Here is a 19,578-nt window from a genome sequence, read left to right as displayed (position 1 = left end):
TATGAGACCTAAATTAAAAAAAATTAAATTATCCTCGTGGTTTTTCAAAGGATTCTTATGGTTTTATGCATTTATCTCACTATATCCACTTGTATGGATGGTGCTTTACTCATTTAAGAACAATGACGAGATCTTTGTGAGTAATCCATATGGGTTACCTAAAGTATTTAGGTTTGAAAATTATATCAATGCATGGTCACAATATAATGTACCAAAATATTTTATGAATAGTTTGATTGTAGCAACTGCAACAGTGGTTATCACCATCACACTTGCGATGATGTTTTCCTATGCAACCAGTCGCATGAGATGGAAAGGTAGAAACTTCGTGAGAACTTATGTTGCATTAGGTATGTTTATACCAGTACAAGCGGTATTGATACCAGTGACGAGAATGGTTCAAACCTTAGGTTTATCAGGTAGCCACTGGGCACTGATTATACCCTATACTGCTTTTAATCTATCTTTTTCAACACTGGTATTTTACGGTTTCTTTGTAGGTCTTCCTATAGAACTTGAAGAAGCGGCTTGTATAGATGGCGCAAATATTTTTCAAACATTTTTCAAAGTAATAGTGCCAACTGTAACGCCTGCTATTGCGACTTTATCAATTTTCACATTTTTAAATGCATGGAACGAGTTTATTCTTGCCAATGTTTTGGTACTAGATCAGAATTTAAAAACGCTACCTCTGGGTATCTTGTTCTTCCAAGGTCAATTCACTACTGACTGGGGAGCAATGGGAGCAACCATGGTCATCGCAAGTATACCAACTGTTTTTGTATACACGCTCTTTAGCAATCAAGTAGAAAAAGCCATTACTGTTGGTGGAGCGGTGAAAGGATAAAGTATGTTTGCAATAAATTTTATCGCTTCAGAAAAAATAATTCACATTAAAAATGAGAAGATCAGCTATGTAATGGGTATTTTGCGAAATGGACATTTAGGTCATTTTTATTTTGGAAAGTCATTAGCTGATGATCTAAAACAGTCTCATTTTAGAATAGATCAAAACCGAGGTTTAACAAATTATGTCTATGAAGGTGATTTTAATTTTTCACTTTCACATGAGCGTCTTGAATATCCTGTTTATGGTACAACAGATTATCGCGTACCTGCGATAGAATTAACCGACCCTACAGGCTCAAATGTGAATGATTTTAAATATGTATCTCATAAAATTCAAAAGGATAAGCCTGTGATACCAGGACTACCAACGACTAGGGCTAAAGACGATGAGTCGTTAACACTTGAAATTAACTTAGAAGATGAGGTACTTGGCGCAAGACTGACTCTTTACTATACTATTTTTAGAAATCTCTCAGTTATAGCCAGACATGCTGCGCTTACAAACTTAGGTGATCAGTCTATTAAAATCAACAATATGCAGAGCTTGAGTTTGGATTTAATGGATGGAGAGTTTGACTTCCTTCACTTACATGGTGATTGGATAAGAGAGAGGCATATTGAACGTTTTCCACTACATCGGGGCATTCAATCAATTGAGAGTAAAAAGGGTGCTTCAAGTGCCACGCACAATCCCTTTGTGGCACTACCAAGACCCGGCACTGATGAGTTTAAAGGAGAAGTTTATGGGTGTGCACTTGTTTACAGTGGCAATTTTAAAATTCAGTGCGAAGTGGACTCAGACCGTAAATTAAGACTCACTTGTGGGATTAATCCGCACCGATTTGAGTGGATACTACAAAGCCAAGAAACATTCCACACACCGGAAGCAATTTTAACTTATAGCGACCAAGGGTTAAATGGCATGAGTCAAAGTTTTCATGATCTAGTACTAAATCACATTATTCCAGAACGCTTTAGGGAAATTGAAAAACCAGTGCTCATCAACAATTGGGAAGCCACTTATTTTGATTTTGACGAAGAAAAACTGCTTGATATTGCATCGAAATCAAAAGAAATTGGTATCGAGATGTTTGTCCTTGACGATGGTTGGTTTAGCACACGAGATAGCGATCGAAAAGGTTTAGGCGATTGGCGTGTGAACATGGACAAACTTCCAAATGGCATCAAAGGACTCTCTCATAAAATCCACGAGTTGGGACTAAAATTTGGACTGTGGATAGAACCAGAGATGATCAATGGAGATGTCCCCATTTTTAGTAATCATCCTCAGTGGGTATTAGGAGATCCCAGACGAAATAGATCGCATGGTAGAAATCAGTATGTACTTGATTATGCTAACCCTTTAGTTGTCGAGCATATATTTGAGCAGTTAATCGCAGTGATTGACGATGCCAAGATTGACTATATCAAATGGGATATGAACCGAAATATTACAGAGGCTTATTCAAGCTATTTATCACAACACCAACAAGGTGAACTAATGCATCGCTATATATTGGGTGTGTATCAGCTCTATGAGCGCTTGACAGATAGATACCCTGAAATACTCATTGAATCTTGTGCCGCTGGGGGAGGCCGCTTTGACCTTGGGCTTTTATATTATGCACCTCTGGCGTGGACCAGTGATAATTCTGATGCAGTAGAGCGACTTAAAATACAGTATGGGACATCGATGTTGTATCCTCTGCAGACTATGGGAGCGCATGTTTCTGCCATCCCAAACCATCAACTCAAAAGAGAAACGTCACTTAAGATGCGTGGTGATGTCGCTTATTTCGGTGCATTTGGCTATGAACTCAATGTGTCTGAGATGAGTGACTTTGAAAAAAATCAAATGATTGACCAAATTAAATTCTACAAGGAACATCGCACGCTCATTCATAGTGGTGATTTTTATAGGTTAGTAAGCCCATTTGATGGGGATCAAAATACAACTGCATGGCAAGTGGTGGCAAAAGATCAAGCTACAGCGATAGTTGCGTGGTATCAAAGTTTAGCAGTGCCAAATCAAGGTGCATTTACCCTTAAACTCAAGGGACTTAATAAAGATGCTTTCTATGAAATCAGCGGATTCGATATGCCTTATCAAGGTTGTGTTTTGATGAATTTCGGATTGTTATTAAAACCATCGTTTAACGGTATTGAAACCTCAGGAGATGCGATGGGTGATTATCAATCGAGGATTTGGATCATCAAAAAAGTTTCTTAACGTTTAACTTTTCAGTATGCCCATGTTAAAATAGGCTTAAGCTATTGATATGCTATGAATAAGCAAATAGCACTGGTTTTCTCATGATTACCATTGAATAATCCAAAAAAAAATATAAATAAATATAAAAAAAAATAGAAATAAAAAACCTGCTTTCAAGTAACGATGTGCGTCCTTGAAAGCAGGTTTTAGTTTTTTGACTACCAGCGACCTCTGCCAGAGAATCCTCTTGTATTTGTTTTTGCATTTGTATTTGTTGTTGTGTTACGGTCTACTTGTTTTTCAAAAGCGGAAAGATGATTTTCAGATGCATTTTGAAGATAAGTGAAAACTTTTGCAACATCTGCTGGTAAATCTTGTTTTAGGAACGCTTCATACATTGCGATGTTGTTGATCTCAGCTTCAACGCCGATGGGATAAGTTTCAGTTAAAGTAGCTGGTATAACGACGTTTTTAGCAGCAGTATCAGCAGGAACTTCATATCCGTAAGTATCAAAGAGTGGTAAAAGTAGATCAATATGGGTACCTTCAGCTTTGATGATATTTGTATATGGTTTTGAGGTATCAAAAGTTTTGATGATGGCATCATATTCAGCTTGAGCTGCATATTCATCTTGTATTGCATAGATAAGCATTTCTTCAAGTGTATATTCTTTATCAGCAAATGCTGCAGCAGATCCTGTTAAAGGAAGATCGGATGCGTAGGTTAGTGTACTTCCTGCTACTGTACCTGTGATTAGTGTTAATGCGATAAAGCCCATTGCCATTGTTTTTGTAAAGCTGTTTTTTAGATTTCTCTTGTTATTCATAATTTTCCTCCTTGGAATCATGTCTCTCATGATTACTTATTCATATTATTTGATTGATTGTCAATGTGTGTTTCATTTGATGTTCTTATCATAACTTGAGTATGTGATGAGAATATGATGAAGAAGTGGCAACTATCAGAAAAAATAAGTGCAACTTATGAACGATTAAATACTTGACGAAGTGAAGGAAAAGTGTTAAATTGATTTTATAGACCACTTGGTCTATAGAAAAAATAAGGGCTACATGCTCTCGATTATTTGTAAAATTGTTATTCTGAGAGGAGAATAAAATGGAATTTTTAAAAAACAAAAGCGGAATTTCAAAACAAAATAAAATGATAGCAATTGGATTTGGATTACTTTCACTAGTGTTTATCATCCTAATGGCAAGTAGCAAGTCATTTTTCGACTGGACTTTTTTAAGGCATCAAAATGTTTTAAGCTGGTGGCTTAGACCACTCTCGCTGATTCCGTTTTGCTACTTTGCGTATAAACGCAATCCGATGGGCATTTCAGTGACGATCTTTTTGTTATTAACCAGCATGGCTTGGTTTCCTGTACCATCAGAGGTAAATGAGCAGGTAAAAGGATTCCTTAATGTAGAAAAGGACTATTTGACTTCCACATGGACACTCGGCAAAATCTTAGTTAGTTCAATGGTGCCACTTACTATGGGATTTCTATGTGCGGCACTTTGGAAGCGCAACCTCAAATGGGGTATATTTGTACTTGTCGTTATAGCGTTTGCAAAAATCTTATGGAGTATTACTGAAGCGGGAAATGATGGTGCGTCTATCCTTGTTCCAGCCATAGGGGGGCTTGTCATTTGCATCGCAGTCGTTTATTATGGATTTAAACGAGCTGAAAAAAGAAAAGCGCAATAGCAACTATTGAAGTGATATTTTTGTCCTTGCGTTTTAATGGAGTGATAGTATATGAAAAAGATCGAAAAATTAAAATCATTTGAACGCAAGGACGAATTAATAAAAGCAGCACTTGATGAATTTATTCAGACAGATTATGAAAAAGCTTCATTGAATAACATCATCAAAAATGCACAAATCAGCAAAGGAACTTTTTATTACCATTTTGAAAATAAGGAGGCGTTATATCTCTATTTACTAGAAAATAGCGCAAATGTAAAATGGACCTTTATTAATGAGAACTCAGGAAAAGATCAAGAGCAATTTGCTAAAATGAATCTCTTTGATAAATTTATATACCAAGCTGAACTTGGATATGAATTTGCTAAAAGGTATCCTCAATACTACCAACTGAGTTTGAGGTTATCAAAAGAGAAAAATCATCCGATTTACACAAAGGCGATAGCCTATTTAGGCGGAAATAGCGAAGCTTTAATGAGGCAAATGATTGATGCAGCATATGAAAACCATGAATTAGATCACCATTTCGATAAAGAATTTATCATTAAAGTACTTGCTTATCAGTTTATGCATTATGATTCAATCTTCGATGAAGTGACAGATCTTGAATTTAATATGAAAAATCTAAAGCTTTATGTGGAATTTCTAAAGAAGGGATTTTCCCATAAAGGGGATAGGTAATCATATGACTGATAAAGAGAAAATTATAGCTTTAAAAGCAGTGGTGGATTCAATTAAAAGTCATTGTGTATTAGGTGAAAAAGAGCTGATGAATCAAGATATACTCACTTATCAGAAACTTTATGATGAACTGATGACAGACTATCTTGATTTCAGAGAAGTCAGTGATCATCTATTTGATGGCATCTATATCGCTGATGGTGAAGGTCGAACAGTCTTTGTTAACGAAGCATATTCGAGAATTACGGGTATCGATAAAAGTCTGATTATTGGCCGTACAGTAAAGGATATAACTGAAGAAGGAAAGCTTTTTAAAGGTGCAGTAACGATGAAAGTAATTGCATCAAAAAGTCGTGTCAGTTCTATTGGAAAGAGCCTACTTACAAATCGTGAGCATCTTGTTACGGGTTCACCACTTTTAGATGAGCATGGAAATGTGAGAATGGTTGTGATTAACAATCGCGATATCACAGAACTCAGGGCGCTTGAGAATGAGATGTCGCAACTAAAAGTCGATAAAGATAGGGTCGATGAAGAGGTGAAGTTTTTACGGAAACAATTGTCTAGTGAAGTGGTAATAAGTAAAGATCATGAGATGAAAATGGTCTTTGAAGTGATGCATGCAGTTGCCCCAACAGATGTAACGGTACTAATAACCGGTGAATCTGGAACGGGTAAAGAAATCATTGCAGATGAAATTTATAAAAACAGTAAAAGAAGTGATAAGCCTTTTATCAAAATCAATTGTGCAGCTATACCAGCTGAGCTACTGGAATCAGAACTTTTTGGGTATGAAAAAGGTGCATTTACTGATGCAAATAAATCAGGTAAAATAGGTCTGTTTGAGCTCGCTCATACAGGCACACTCTTGTTAGATGAAATTGGAGATATGTCTTTAAAACTACAAAGTAAATTGCTTAGAGTCTTGCAGAGTATGGAAATTGTTAGAATTGGTGGATCTGTCCCAATAAAATTAGATGTTAGAATTATTGCTTCTACTAACAAAGACTTGCATGAAGAAATGAAACTAGGTCGTTTTCGAGAAGATCTCTATTATCGTCTAAATGTTATCCCTATTTATTTAAAACCACTTAGAGAACGTAAAGAAGATATAATCTTGTTTGCGAGAACTTTTTTAGAGCGATACAACAAAAAATACGGTAAGAAACTCTTGTTAGATACCAGTGCAGAGACTCTTTTGACTGCCTATCATTGGCCAGGAAATATTCGTGAAATTGAAAACGTGTTTGAGCGAATTGTTGTGATACATCATGAGCCTATCGTTCAAGAACAGTTCTTAAGCAATTTATTGCACTTAGACATGAAGGATCGAAGAACAGTTTCATCAGAAGGTAATCTTAAAAATGCGATTGAACAAATAGAAAAGCAAATGATATTTGAGGCACTTGAAAGATACGGTTCAATTAACAAGGCAGCAAAAGTTTTGGGATTATCCCAACCAGGTTTATCTAAAAAGTGTAAAAAATATCAAATCAAATGTGATCGTGTATAACATTTGTTATATCCATGCATAACGAATGGAATAAGTTTTGAAAAGTCCATGTAGCAATCGTTTCAAACAAAACACCTATAACTTAAGTTATAGGTGTTTTCTTGTGTTATAACAGATGTTTGTTGATATAGCTTGTTTTATACAGTTGGCACGGTCGTTGCATATATAGTAGTTAAGGAATGAGAAAGGAGAATTTTATGAAGAAAAGAATTATTACAGTGGCACCTACAGGGGCATGGCCAACAAAGGACAATAACCCCAATGTGCCAATGACACCAAAAGAAATTGCAGAAGATGTTTATGCATGTTATCAGGCTGGCGCATCTGTGGCACATCTTCATATGAGAGATGATGCTGGTAAAGGTACAATGAGCAAAGCACTGTTTGAAGAAACCGTTAGACTAATCAAAGAAAAGTGTGATATCGTCATTAACTTAACGACTTCAGGAGATCTTGAAGCGACAGATGAGACAAGACAAGCGCATCTTAAAGCTATTAAACCAGAACTTGCTTCATTTGATTGTGGCTCTATGAACTGGATGCATAGTTCGCTTTTTATCAACCATCCTAAATTCTTAGAAGCCCTTGCAGTTACTATGAAAGAAAATGGTGTGAAACCAGAAATTGAAGTTTTTGATGCGGGTATGCTCTACAATGCACTTTATTATCAGAAAAAAGGGTTTTTAGATGATCAGTTACACTTCCAGTTCGTGCTTGGCGCAGCGGGTGGTAGTACTGCAACGGTTGAAAACTTAGTTTATCTTAAAAGTTTACTTCCCCAAAATGCAACATGGTCAGCACTTGGAATAGGGAAAGGTCATGTACCAATTATACTTGCAACATTAGCACTTGGTGGCCATGTGAGAGTTGGTATGGAAGATAATGTAATGTTTAGTGCCACTGAACTTGCTAAGTCAAATGCACAGTTCGTTACTAGAGCCGCTAACTTGATTAGGGAAGCTGGTTATGAGGTAGCAACACCTGCAGATGCAAGAGAAATCTTAGGACTTAAAAGGGGTTAATGATGATTAAAAATATTGCCGTCCTCGGTGGCGGTACAATGGGACATGGTATAGCTGAAAGTTTTGCGCTTCATGGTTACAGTGTCAATGTATATGAATACGATGAAACAATTCGTACACATATGATGGAAGCAATTGAATCTGAGCTTACGTTTCTCTATGAACAATCATATATAGATGTTGCTGATATTGCTGCTACTCTTGGTAGAATTAAGGTGTTTGATTCTATGAAGGATGCTACAATTGATGCTGATTATATTATCGAAGCAGTTGCTGAGAACATTGATCTGAAATGCAAGATATTTAAGGAGTTAGATGGTTACTGTAAAGCGGAAGCTATTTTCGCGACAAATACATCTTCACTCTCTTTAGATAAAATGATTTCAGCGGTTTCGGCTGAGAGACAGACTAAGATGATGGTCTGTCACTGGTATAATCCAGCGCACCTCATGCCAATCGCGGAACTTTCCAACTTCGGAAATATGCCAGAGGTAATTTATAAAGAGGTTGAGCAGCTTTACTTGAACATTGACAAGCAAGTTGTTACAATTTTAAAGGATGTCCCAGGTTTAGTTGCAAATAGAATTCAACAAGCTGTTGCAAGAGAAGTATTTTCTCTTATCGAGTTAGGGGTTGCAACACCAGAAGATATCGATAAAGCACTAAAGTTTGGACCTGCTTTTAGATACGCGACGACAGGACAACTAGAAGTTGCTGATATGGGCGGTTTAGATATTTGGTGTATCGTGGGGGATAACTTGCTTAAAGATATGGACAATCGTAAAGAAGCTAATCCAATTCTCAGAAAAAAAGTTGAAGAAGGTAAGTTAGGAATGAAATCGGGAGAAGGATTTTTTAAATATACTGATCAAATGCGCATTCAGTGCAAAAACGATTTTAATAAAAGACTAATCACTCAATTAAAGACAAGCAAAAAATATATTTAATGGGGGAACTTATATGTCTACAAATAATAATGTTAAGGAAAAAAGCAAAGGATCACTCTTATGGCGTTTTAGTCAACGATTTAACTTTGCTGCTGAAAATATCATACCAGATCCATTGGTGTTCTGTTTAATTCTAACGGTAATTTTATTTATATCAGGTGTGCTTTTCACAGCATTTTCACCAGTTGATATGCTAAATGCATGGTTTAAAGGGATTTGGTCACAAATTGGTTTTGCATTTCAAATGTCTTTTATGGTTGTTACTTGTTCAGTTGCAGCTAGATCAAGACAAGTAAAAAACTTTTTATCAAAAGTTGCAAAACTGGCTAAATCTCCGATAGTTGCAATTATTTTGCTTATGATTTTTGGTTATATTTCAAGTTTTATGAACTGGGCATTTGGTACAATCGCTACTCCTGTACTAGCGATGTTGCTTAGTAAAAATGTGAAAGGACTTCATTTTCCAATACTTGTAGCAGCTGGTTATTCGACGATGATTTTAGGGCAATGTTGGGGACCAAGTGCATCTGTATATGCTTTAATTGCAAGTCCTGATCACTTCCTAGTAGATCAGATCGGTGTGATTACTCAAGATGTTTCAGTCTATAATCCGATGAATACAATCTTGTTCTTTATCTTAGCGCTTGGAACGATTGGACTTACAATCCTATCTATGCCACCTAAAGATCAAGTAATTGAGTTTGAAAGTTTTGATGATGAAGTGGAAGTCGTAGAGAAAAAAAATACGACAAAATTATCTTTTGCAGATCGTATGAATGGTAGTAGAATCCTTATGTGGTTAATTGGTCTCGGCGGCCTAGTCGTAATTGTAAGTACAATTATGGAAAAAGGTTTCTTAGGATCATTGAGTTTGAATTTTGTAATCTTTATCTTTTTGATTGCAAACTTTTTCCTCTATAGTACACCAACACAGTTTGTAAATGCTTATAGAAACAACATGAGCCTGGCAACTGATGTAATGATTCAGTTTCCATTCTATGGTGGTATCTCAGGTATGATGATGGATTCTGGCCTTGGTCAAGAGATTGTTGGCGCCTTTACTTCTATTGCTACAGCAGATACTTTACCGTTACTTTCTTACTATTCAGCATCTATCTTGAATTTATTTATTCCATCTCAGGGTGGCCAATTTATCGTTCAAGGTCCAATCCTTATGGAAGCTGCTCAACAGCTTAATGCAAATGTACCACACGTTATCAATGCCTTTGTATTTGGTGATGAAGCAACAAACTTGTTACAACCGTTATACGTTATTCCAGCTCTTGCAATCGTTAAGATGAAACTTAAAGATGTTTGGGGTTATATGGCATTTATTTGGTTATTCTGGTTTATCATTACAACGATTGGTTTATTGGTTTTGCCAGCAATACTTGGATAAAATACATCTAAAGAAGTTAAAACGAATTGCACTCTCAATAATAGGAAACTGTTGTTGAGAGTTTTTTTATGTATATCAAGATACCTTGTGCTAATATTAGAGTAGTGAATGTAGTTAAGTTGCAATCACACTGTTCAATACTAATTCAAAATAAGGGGGATTTGATGCTTAAAAACAATCTTAAAAGTTTATGTTTTCATATTGCACTTTGTTTTACATATTTTTTAGGGTATGTGATTCAAATGTCATACTTTGGTGTAACAGAGTGGGTAGATGTAAAGGCCTATGAGTCGCATATGATAAAGCTGGTGATTTTAGCAATAGTGCTGACTATTTTAGCATCTTTTTTATATTATTTTTTTGCGAGAAAGTTCTTAGAGGATCAGGGTAGTTTATTAAAAAATCTAGTCTCAGTGAGTAGTGTCTCCATATTTTGTATCTTATTATGGCTATTGGTTTATCCAGCTGCACAATTGGAGGTATTTAGTAAGTTGAATCTTTGGTCTGTTTATGCTTTATGTATTGGTTTTGCAACTTTTATAGTTGAATCTATTGACGGAGATATCCCTATTATATTGCTAATCAGTGCCTTTTTACCAAGTTTGATGATGGGGATGTCGATTAAGAAGATAAAGTAGTCGGTCAAAGTTAATCTCAGATGTACTCTAAGAGAGAACGCTATTGATTCTAAGAAGCTAGTTGACATAAAATGTTGTTAGTAACCATTAGAGTCGAGTAGGAGGGGATTATGATCGAAACTAAAAAAGCAGTAAATTCATGGCAATATAGTTTACAGTTTTGGGCTATAATCGAGCGTGTTAAAAAAACCAGAGAATTCATCTTTGATGATGCCTATACTATAAAAAAAGCGATGATTAGTTTAGAAAACAATAAAATAGATAAAGCTTTATCTTATTTAGAAAAAGCAAAGAGAAAAGCACCTAAAAGTTTAGAAGTGAAACAATTAGAAAAGTTATTATCTGTTCAACTGCAAAGTCCTTTAAACTAGACATAACTAAATTTTTGAATACTTTATAAAAAAAGACACTGATCACTCAGTGTCTTTACTTCTATAAATGATAGAGTAGCTTGTTATTGTTTAAATTTGGATTTCAATTCATCTGTAAGTTCATTGTACTGATCAACCTCTTCAGGATGAGCAAGTGACTCTGCAAAGAGTCCTTCTAAGATAGGTTCAAGAGCATCACTGTACAAGTAAAATGATTTGAAATGTGTTAACATCAATTGAACAGAATTAAAGATATAGTGTGTTTTCGATTGATAATTGGGCCTATATTCTTTTAGTGCTTCTATCAAGCAGAGTTCAAAACTAATTTGTTTCTTTTTATAGACGACTTTAGGATTAACATGATAAGTCAGAAATTCTAAAATTGCTTCATGTTCATTTTGGTTACCAGGCATCTCGAACGCCGCTTTATAAAGATATTCATAGATATCTTGCGCTTCAGCATTTATTTGCTCAAGATAATGCGCATAGGTAAGTTGGGCATTTGAAATCTGAAATTTTGCGTATTCTGTTACATAATACGCATACTTTTGCCAAATTCTATTTTCAACTTCTTTGGCAGCGGGAAGTGCATAAGCTTCGGTAAACCTTGTCCTACGCCAGTATTGGTGCTCATAAAGTGTGACACAACTTCCAAGTGAAAAAAAGTATTTTTGCTTATGGAAAGCTTGCATAATAAAATTCTCAACTATAAAATCTTCAGCAGATTCGATTTTTGTTAGTAGTGCAAGTTTTTGGACAGGGAGCATGGTTTCAAATTCTGAGGAATCGAACAATTCGTTTTGGTGGAGAAATGATATGAAATCATTACGGTCCATCATAATTTGATAAATATCCGAGACTGCTTGTCTGCCTTGATTGGCGTAGATGTTTCTATAATCTGGAACACCAACGACTTTATCTAGATGGTAATGAAGTGCATAGATCCACCATTTTCCAATGTTGTTGTATGAAAGAGCATGGTTGTGTTCTATAGCAAGTTCATAATAGTACATCGACATTTTTACTGGCGTTTGATGGATATCAAATCGTTCGTTAGAACTAATCTGTGCTATTGACCAAAGTGCTGATCCATAATGTTGATTGGCATTTTGTGTATAAAGTGTCATTGCTTTTTCTCTATTGGTTTTGGTAAAATTGTTGCCATAAAAGTACATATCAGCGAGTTCAGCTGAGATTAAGGGATTGTTATGTGTATGTGTATCTACATAGGTTTTAATGGCTATTGCGCCAAGATTGCCCGATACACCGTATTTGAAAGCAATCTCTAAGAAATCACAGACATCGTTAGGTGATAAATTATATTCATCCAACATCGTAATAAGAGGTTTGATGGGATCGTCTTCAGAGGTAGCAAGAGCGGTACTTCCGCCTGAAAGGGTAGTGTGTTGTTCTAAAACCGCAATCAAAGGTTTAAAATCATCAATATGAAATGCCCAGATTAAAACTAGCATTAACGCAACATGAGGACTATTTTTATAAAATTTTGAGATATTTCTGTAAAAAAACATATTCTCATCAAAGCGTAAATCCATATCAGTAATAAGAATTGCTTCTAGCCATTTTTCAAAGGCATCACTGTTATAATTTCTCAAAATATAACGTGTTGTTAGAAGCATCTCGTCAACGAAATATTCATCAAACGCCATTACAAAGCGCTCTCTAAACTTCGATTCCCGTCTTTTTGGATCGGATTGACGTGTAAATAAATTAGAGAGTCTACTGGAATTGCTTTTGCTTACCTTTAAGATTTGAGCATTCTCAGCTGAATTCAAAAAATAGAGTGGAAAAGTACTGGTTAAAAAAGTCATTTGATTTGCCCCAGTATAATCATTGCTATTATATATATAAGCATCTAAAATGCCATTTGTAAGTGCTTTCATAACCATTGATAAATTTGTTCTCATTTAATTCTCCAATTTGATAATATCAGTTTTTCCAAAATACCATAAACCCATGGCAGTTTTCTCAAATCCTATTATTTTTTTTGAAACCATAAATACATCTGAATAATAGTATAAAGGCATAATCGGTAACTCAGTCATCAGAATTTCTTGGGCTTTATAGAGCAACTCATAACGTGCTTGACCTGTTGCAGTTTTAGCCTTTTCGATTAAAAGATCAAAACCTTCATTTTTCCACCCTGTTGTATTGATAGGTGTATTAGAGGTGAAAATCTCTAGCATAGCAAGTGGGTCTGCAAAATCACCAAACCAACTTCCTCTTGCGATTTGAAAGTTTTTTAAACGTTTTGAGGACTGAAAAACTGCAAACTCTTGATTGACTAGCTTAACTTTGATATTAAGGGTCTTTTGCCACATTTCCTGAATTGCAGCAGCGAGTAATTCATTTGTTTCTGACGTATTGTATAATATCTCAAGCTCAGGAAAACCTTTGCCACCATCGAACCCAGCTTCTGCCAATAATGCCTTAGCGCGTTCTACCTCAGCTCTTTCTGTATCAATTAAATAATTACCTGCCACTTGATGAAAATCATCACCCATAGCATCTTCAAGTCCGGGAGGTGTAATGCCAACAGCTGGTATTTCTCCTGCTTTAGTAACTGTATCCACAAGTTGTCTACGGTTGACTGCTATGGAAAGTGCTTGTCTTACGCGTATATCATCTAGAGGCTTAACAGAAACATTGAAAAGATAGTAGGCAGTTGCTAAAGATGGCTCTACATAAAATTCAGCTGCTTCAGTCATAAGTTTTGGTATTTCAGCGATTGGTACTGAATCTATAATATCTAGTTCTGTACTTTCAAATGCTGTCATAGCGGTTGTTGAATCATTAATCATATATACATTTATAAGATCAAGATGCACATTTTCTGCATCCCAGTATTCTTGGTTTTTTTCTAAAACGATTTGATCGCCAGTAGTATAATTTCTCAGTTTAAATGGACCATTGCTAATAGCTGTTTCTGGTTGCGTCATCCAGGAACCATCGTTAGAATCTTGAACCACATCTTCTTTACATGGCATGTAAGTAAAAGAAGTTAACAAATCGATGAAATAGGGTGTAGGGGCCATTAGTTTTACTTCTAATGTATAATCATCAAGTGCATTAATGCCAACATTTTCTTTGGTAGTTTTATCGCGATAGTAATCTTCAGCCCCTTCTATAAAGAACAGTTGATAAGCATATTCTGAGACGAGACTTGGATCGATAGCGCGTTTCCACGCATATTCAAAATCATGTGCTGTCACGGGTGTTCCATCTGACCAATTTGAGGGTTTAAGATAGAACGTATAGGTGAGCTGGTCAGCTGATAGTGTATAATTTTTAGCGATAGCAGGAACAATCTGATGATCGACGCGACGAAATAACCCCTCGAACATATTGTTTATCAGGCTTCCGCCATATAAGTCCTTGTTGAGTTGAGGGTCAAGAGTTGCTGGTGCAGAACCGAGATTGAAATTGAGTATCTTTTGATCAATTATAGCTCGTTCTAGCTTTACTGTTTTTGCTGTTGTATCGAGTGAAACTATTCCCCATATAACGAGTGATAGAATAACAACCATCAATATAACTAAATTGAAATGCCTCATGTTTCTCCTAAAATTTATTGATTTTTTATTAGAAATACTTCATTACTAATATTATATATGATTATGGACAAAAATGCCGTAACTTTATTCAAAATTCAGCATTTGCGGCATATTTTTGAGTTCAAAATAGATTAAAAGATATAAATGAGAGGTTATATATTGATTTGATAGTAAAAACTGGATATAGTGAAAGTATAGATCATAGTTGAACTACGGAGGGCATCTACTAATGAACAATAATCAAATCGATAAAAAGGAAACTAAGTATAAAGACGCTTTAATAAAGTACTCAGTTAATATAGGCAAAGGTACTAGGGGGCCCAATAATACCATTACTGATGTAGAAGGGGTAAGAGTTGGGCATTATACCTTATCAGAAGATCATATCCAAACGGGTATCACTGCGATCCTACCCCATGGTGACAACCTCTTTAAGGAAAAGTTAACAGCAGCAACCTACGTGATGAACGGGTTTGGAAAAAGCATCGGACTCATGCAAATCGATGAACTAGGCACGATAGAGACGCCAATTCTCATGACAAACACCTTAAGTGTGGGACGTGTCGCAACAGGACTTGTAAGATACATGCTTGAGCAAAACGATGACATCGGTGTATCTGCTGGCTCAGTTAATCCAGTGGTTTGTGAGTGCAACGACGGTTATATCAACGCTATCAGGGAGTTACCAATTAAAGAAGAAGATGTGTTTAAAGCCATAGAAAACTGTGCTATAGATTTTGAACAGGGCGCAGTGGGCGCAGGCACAGGTATGATGACCTATGGCTTAAAAGGAGGCATCGGCTCTTCATCTCGCCTTGTCGAATTTGGCGATAAGACTTATACGGTTGGCGTCCTTGTCCTTTCTAACTTTGGCAACTTAAGTACACTTCAAATTGAGGGGCATAAGATAGGTGATTTGATTAAGTATGAGATTGAACACGAAGAAAAAGGCTCAATGATCGCAGTACTCGCCACGGATCTCCCGCTAAGCGAGCGACAACTCAAGAGAACGCTTAAACGTATACCAGCAGGTATGGCAAGGACCGGTGCACACTTTGGAAATGGCAGTGGCGATGTATTCTTTGGCTTTAGCACAGCAAGAAGAATCAATTATCGCGAAACAGACGATATCATCAGCATCCAGGTCATCAACGAGAACCTAATTGACCGCGTTTTTAATGCTGCCATAAAGGCCACCGAAGAAGCAATTTTGAATTCAATGTTTTACGCACAAACTACAGTAGGCAGAGAAGGTAGATGCGTAAAATCTATTACGGAGTATGATGAATTGCTTAGAGCAGAGTTCACCTAATCTGTTAAAATGCTAACAAACAGGAGGCGTATCGTATGAAACAGAACAGATTCAAACAACTCTTGAACACGCAGTATAGGCCCTGGCATTATATTGGCCTAGCCATTGCCCTGGTGATTTTGGTCTTTGTCATCAAACATAGTTTAGATCAGGCAGCTTTAGATCATGGATCACCAGATGAAATCGCCAGTTCTTCTGAGGGCGTTAATACAAGCCTGGAAACTTCAGACACCTCAGACACAGCCCAGACCACTGAACCTTCAGATATTACACCAGAGAGTTTCACCAAAACTACTGTTAACGGCATTGACTATTATTACATAAGACCCAAATTACAAAGACGCGTCATTGCACTGAGAGAACTTGAACCATCAGAGTACCCCGCACCTTATGATTTTTCAGATTGGGGAATCGAAGATTATGAGGGGCGAATTTTCTATGCCGTGGTGATGCTAGACATCGATACAGATGTGAGGCTAAAAACTGAAACCATAACAGTCGCTGATGAGCTTCAGTTTTTAGGACACTATAAAGCATCTTCCATAGAGCAAGTGTATCGGCAACTTAGCATAAGATATGAAGATAACTATGCAACTTATCACTATGAGCGTACCTATTATGTCACTTCACTTAAAGAACCGACGCTTTATAAACGGTATGAAGCTTATGAGAATCAAATTCCCTCTAAAAATACTGACAGTAACTCAACGATCTTAGTACTTGAAACGATTTCACGAATCGTTGAGTTTGATATTAATAGTAAAAAGTTTAACCATATGAGCAAACTGTCAGAATCTGATGCGAAGCCTAACTATGATTTAAGTGAATACACCATTAAACATATGCCTTTAGAAGAAGCAACACTTGGGCCAGCGTTTTCTAAGATCACTGATGAACCAAGACTCAGGCAGCTCAGTATTGGCTCTGGTAGTGATGTAGTTTTTGATAAATTGGGACTTCCTAAAGATGTGAAATGGCTGGAAGGCTACTATCTCTTATATGACGATTTGATGCTCTACTTAAATATGGTTGAGGAAAAAGATACTTTAACTTTTTATCCTATTTTAGCCGCTGACTATTATGGACCATATCCCGTGGCTGGCATCAAAGTTGGGATGTCACTGGATGAAGTGCTAAAAATTGTTAAACCGAGTTTGGTGCCATACACGCAAGGCTCTGAACTCGTTTACCCAATTTCGATTGCAAATGATCAAGAGGACCTAAGGATCAGCATAGATTTTAATACAGATTTTAAAGTGTGTGCCATTCGGTTCAATTACTATCCTGATTCAAGTGCTGACAGTAGTGAGAAGTACGAAATAAAAGAACAGATAACGACTGCAGCTGAAAAATTTTTTGATGAAGAAAAATTTGCATTTAAAGAACTTCACCACATAACAGATTTTAAAATTCCATCAGATAACTGTTATTTCAACGCATCCACTGCTACCTCTAAAAATGGAGATCCCGTAGATGAGGACTTTTATACCTACAACTTAACCCTAGATAAACCTCAGAAGATTAGCGATCAACCCATGCGACTTTTCTTCGAGATGCTTGATGTGCCAAACCCATGCCTTATTACCATAGGCAAAGACGATGGCATCATGTACCAAATTGACCTCAACTCATTTACTGCGTCACCACTCACATCGTATGATTTTAGTGATTATGCAGTTGTAGATTGGCGGTTGATAAAGGCTTCGCTACTCAGTGACACTTTGTTTATGAAAAATTATGGCTATACAGTGAGCGAGACTTTTGAACCGTTTGAAGTAAAAATCCCTAAGGACTGGACCGTAAAACTGGGCACATATCCAGTAGGTCAATACTGGCAACTTGTAAATGTTTTTTCAAAAGCCAATGGACTAGACCTTAGTGAACAAAAAGGGAAGACAGTCACGGCACACGTCTATAGGATTAATGAACAGATAGCCACAGATCATGAAGGGATTAAGCATTCATGGCCAACTGATCTGGTCATTTTAAGAGATGACTCAAAAATCGTTGGTGCATGGCTTAAGTATAATATCTCAAGCATTGGCCCCTCGTTCTCTGGGAAGGCTTTAAAGACTTTAACCGGACTCGAACTGGGCGATTGGCTCGTAGATGAAAGCGCCTATACACTTTCAAGCACTTATAAGTCCCTTGAGAAGTTATCGCCTGATGAGGTGATTAAAGGGTTCTTTAATGCAGTAGATGTAGATAACAAAGAAAAGGCGAATATGTATTTGACGCCTCGGTCTTTGTTTGATGCCCTAAGTAGTAATATCTATCCTGTAGAGGGAAGGTTATATCACACAGGATTTAACGAGAACAACTCAATCACCGAAAATATAGTGTCTGCAACTGATGTAGAAGTGGTTAGCTATTTTGAACCCATGACTTTCAAACCTATAACCGAAGAGATGATAAAGGTTGCTTTGCAAGTTGGGGACCGTATAGAAGTGGAAGTGCTTTTAAATCTCAAGTGGAAAATGGCTGGTTTTAATACAGAGGGAGAGAAATCAACTCAGTTTATCACACTAACAAAATATCCATTTGGATGGAAAATAGAGGGACTAGCAACAGGACGCTGAGAAAAATTGGTCTAGATTACCATAGTGTTTATAGTAAAAGTTTATCGGAGGTAGTTATGAAAAATGCAGCAAGAATGATACTGATCGTCGTAGTCGGAATTCTAAGTTTAACAGGATGTACTCAAAGTACGATCTCCAAGAATTACATTAAACCCCTAAAGCTAAGTAGTTCAGAACATGAACTTATTGACCTCGTGAAAATGAATAATCAAATCGCTTTATTTGAATTTGATAAAAGTCCAGAAGTGGGAAATCTAAGCATCATTGCAGAGTCCTATATCGATGGGGAATTAGTCAATACCCAACCGATCATGGGAATAGGCCTCGAAGCGTCAGAAAAAGGAAAAGTGGTGCTTGTTCTTAACAAAAGTGAAAACCTATCGGTTCAAATAAAGCAAAGTGACAATCAAGGTACTGTCACTGTTGACAGTGAAGTACCACTGGATTTTATAGAGGGTGAGATAGTAGGATGGAGTTATGGTTTTCTTGAAGAAACGATAGACCTTTCAAAAAACGGAAGTCCTATTATTGGCTATTATGTCTTTTCAGAGAGTGGCATGATAAGAGCATCTGCTGTATCTGGATTTGAAGCTGATCCTGAACTTTTAAAGGATGCTGAGAACATCGTTTTGTTTCGAGTGATCGTTGAGTGATCTTTAAATGCTATAAAATACTATAATTAAATATCGAGTATTAATTTGAATATAAATAAGTGAATTGATTGACGCGCTTGTCTAATGGTGTTAGACTAAAAATGTCTAATGACATTAGA

Annotated in this window: 16 protein-coding genes; 13 read left to right on the top strand and 3 right to left on the bottom strand. The window is 36.5% G+C overall.

Going from position 1 to position 19,578, the window contains the following annotated elements; translation table 11 throughout:
* Nucleotide 1: 1 nt before the first annotated feature.
* Entirely contained in the window at nt 2–847 is an 846-nt protein-coding gene (locus tag QE109_RS01540; protein WP_281092605.1) for a carbohydrate ABC transporter permease, read from the top strand.
* A 3-nt stretch (nt 848–850) separates the two neighbouring features.
* Nucleotides 851–3,079, top strand: coding sequence for an alpha-galactosidase (locus QE109_RS01535; protein WP_281092604.1), 2,229 nt, complete (start codon nt 851–853; stop codon nt 3,077–3,079).
* A 200-nt stretch (nt 3,080–3,279) separates the two neighbouring features.
* Here the strand turns inward: QE109_RS01535 and QE109_RS01530 are convergent, their stop codons facing one another.
* On the bottom strand, nt 3,280–3,888 hold the full coding sequence (locus tag QE109_RS01530; protein ID WP_281092603.1) for a ferritin-like domain-containing protein: 609 nt from the start codon (nt 3,886–3,888) through the stop codon (nt 3,280–3,282).
* Nucleotides 3,889–4,178: 290 nt separating this feature from the next.
* Here QE109_RS01530 and QE109_RS01525 point away from each other — a divergent pair, with 290 nt between their 5' ends.
* The 8 genes from QE109_RS01525 to QE109_RS01490 all read left to right on the top strand — a co-directional run bounded on the left by QE109_RS01525 (nt 4,179) and on the right by QE109_RS01490 (nt 11,343).
* Nucleotides 4,179–4,772 (top strand): hypothetical protein, encoded by a 594-nt coding sequence (locus QE109_RS01525; RefSeq protein WP_281092602.1) that lies wholly within the window; start codon nt 4,179–4,181, stop codon nt 4,770–4,772.
* Between the two features lie 51 nt (nt 4,773–4,823).
* Complete coding sequence (locus QE109_RS01520) at nt 4,824–5,453, top strand: TetR/AcrR family transcriptional regulator (protein ID WP_281092601.1); 630 nt, start codon at nt 4,824–4,826, stop codon at nt 5,451–5,453.
* A 4-nt stretch (nt 5,454–5,457) separates the two neighbouring features.
* Nucleotides 5,458–6,966 carry a sigma-54 interaction domain-containing protein gene (locus QE109_RS01515; RefSeq protein WP_281092600.1) on the top strand — a complete coding sequence of 503 codons (1,509 nt, stop codon included), beginning with the start codon at nt 5,458–5,460 and terminating at the stop codon, nt 6,964–6,966.
* 197 nt (nt 6,967–7,163) lie between these two features.
* Entirely contained in the window at nt 7,164–7,988 is an 825-nt protein-coding gene (locus QE109_RS01510; protein ID WP_281092599.1) for a beta-keto acid cleavage family enzyme, read from the top strand.
* A gap of 2 nt (nt 7,989–7,990) precedes the next feature.
* Nucleotides 7,991–8,935 (top strand): 3-hydroxyacyl-CoA dehydrogenase family protein, encoded by a 945-nt coding sequence (locus tag QE109_RS01505; protein WP_281092598.1) that lies wholly within the window; start codon nt 7,991–7,993, stop codon nt 8,933–8,935.
* A gap of 13 nt (nt 8,936–8,948) precedes the next feature.
* Nucleotides 8,949–10,334 (top strand): short-chain fatty acid transporter, encoded by a 1,386-nt coding sequence (locus QE109_RS01500; protein ID WP_281092597.1) that lies wholly within the window; start codon nt 8,949–8,951, stop codon nt 10,332–10,334.
* Between the two features lie 164 nt (nt 10,335–10,498).
* Complete coding sequence (locus tag QE109_RS01495) at nt 10,499–10,972, top strand: hypothetical protein (protein WP_281092596.1); 474 nt, start codon at nt 10,499–10,501, stop codon at nt 10,970–10,972.
* Nucleotides 10,973–11,082: 110 nt separating this feature from the next.
* Nucleotides 11,083–11,343, top strand: coding sequence for a hypothetical protein (locus QE109_RS01490; RefSeq protein WP_281092595.1), 261 nt, complete (start codon nt 11,083–11,085; stop codon nt 11,341–11,343).
* Nucleotides 11,344–11,426: 83 nt separating this feature from the next.
* Here QE109_RS01490 and QE109_RS01485 read toward each other — a convergent pair whose 3' ends face one another.
* Nucleotides 11,427–13,268, bottom strand: a complete 1,842-nt coding sequence (locus QE109_RS01485) for an SEL1-like repeat protein (protein ID WP_281092594.1) — start codon at nt 13,266–13,268, stop codon at nt 11,427–11,429.
* A complete protein-coding gene (locus QE109_RS01480) occupies nt 13,269–14,915 on the bottom strand; it encodes a peptide ABC transporter substrate-binding protein (protein WP_281092593.1) in 1,647 nt (548 codons plus the stop codon).
* Between the two features lie 229 nt (nt 14,916–15,144).
* Between QE109_RS01480 and QE109_RS01475 the strand changes: the two genes are divergently transcribed.
* The 3 genes from QE109_RS01475 to QE109_RS01465 are packed head-to-tail and all read left to right on the top strand — an operon-like array spanning nt 15,145 to nt 19,459.
* On the top strand, nt 15,145–16,227 hold the full coding sequence (locus QE109_RS01475) for a P1 family peptidase (protein ID WP_281092592.1): 1,083 nt from the start codon (nt 15,145–15,147) through the stop codon (nt 16,225–16,227).
* A gap of 35 nt (nt 16,228–16,262) precedes the next feature.
* Nucleotides 16,263–18,806 carry a DUF4830 domain-containing protein gene (locus tag QE109_RS01470; RefSeq protein WP_281092591.1) on the top strand — a complete coding sequence of 848 codons (2,544 nt, stop codon included), beginning with the start codon at nt 16,263–16,265 and terminating at the stop codon, nt 18,804–18,806.
* A 56-nt stretch (nt 18,807–18,862) separates the two neighbouring features.
* Complete coding sequence (locus tag QE109_RS01465) at nt 18,863–19,459, top strand: hypothetical protein (RefSeq protein WP_281092590.1); 597 nt, start codon at nt 18,863–18,865, stop codon at nt 19,457–19,459.
* Nucleotides 19,460–19,578 lie beyond the last annotated feature (119 nt).

Source organism: Fusibacter bizertensis, assembly GCF_029914245.1.
Taxonomy (GTDB): domain Bacteria; phylum Bacillota; class Clostridia; order Peptostreptococcales; family Acidaminobacteraceae; genus Fusibacter_C; species Fusibacter_C bizertensis.
Note: the sequence above shows the minus strand (reverse complement) of the source record. Positions and strands in the feature narration are given on the sequence as shown.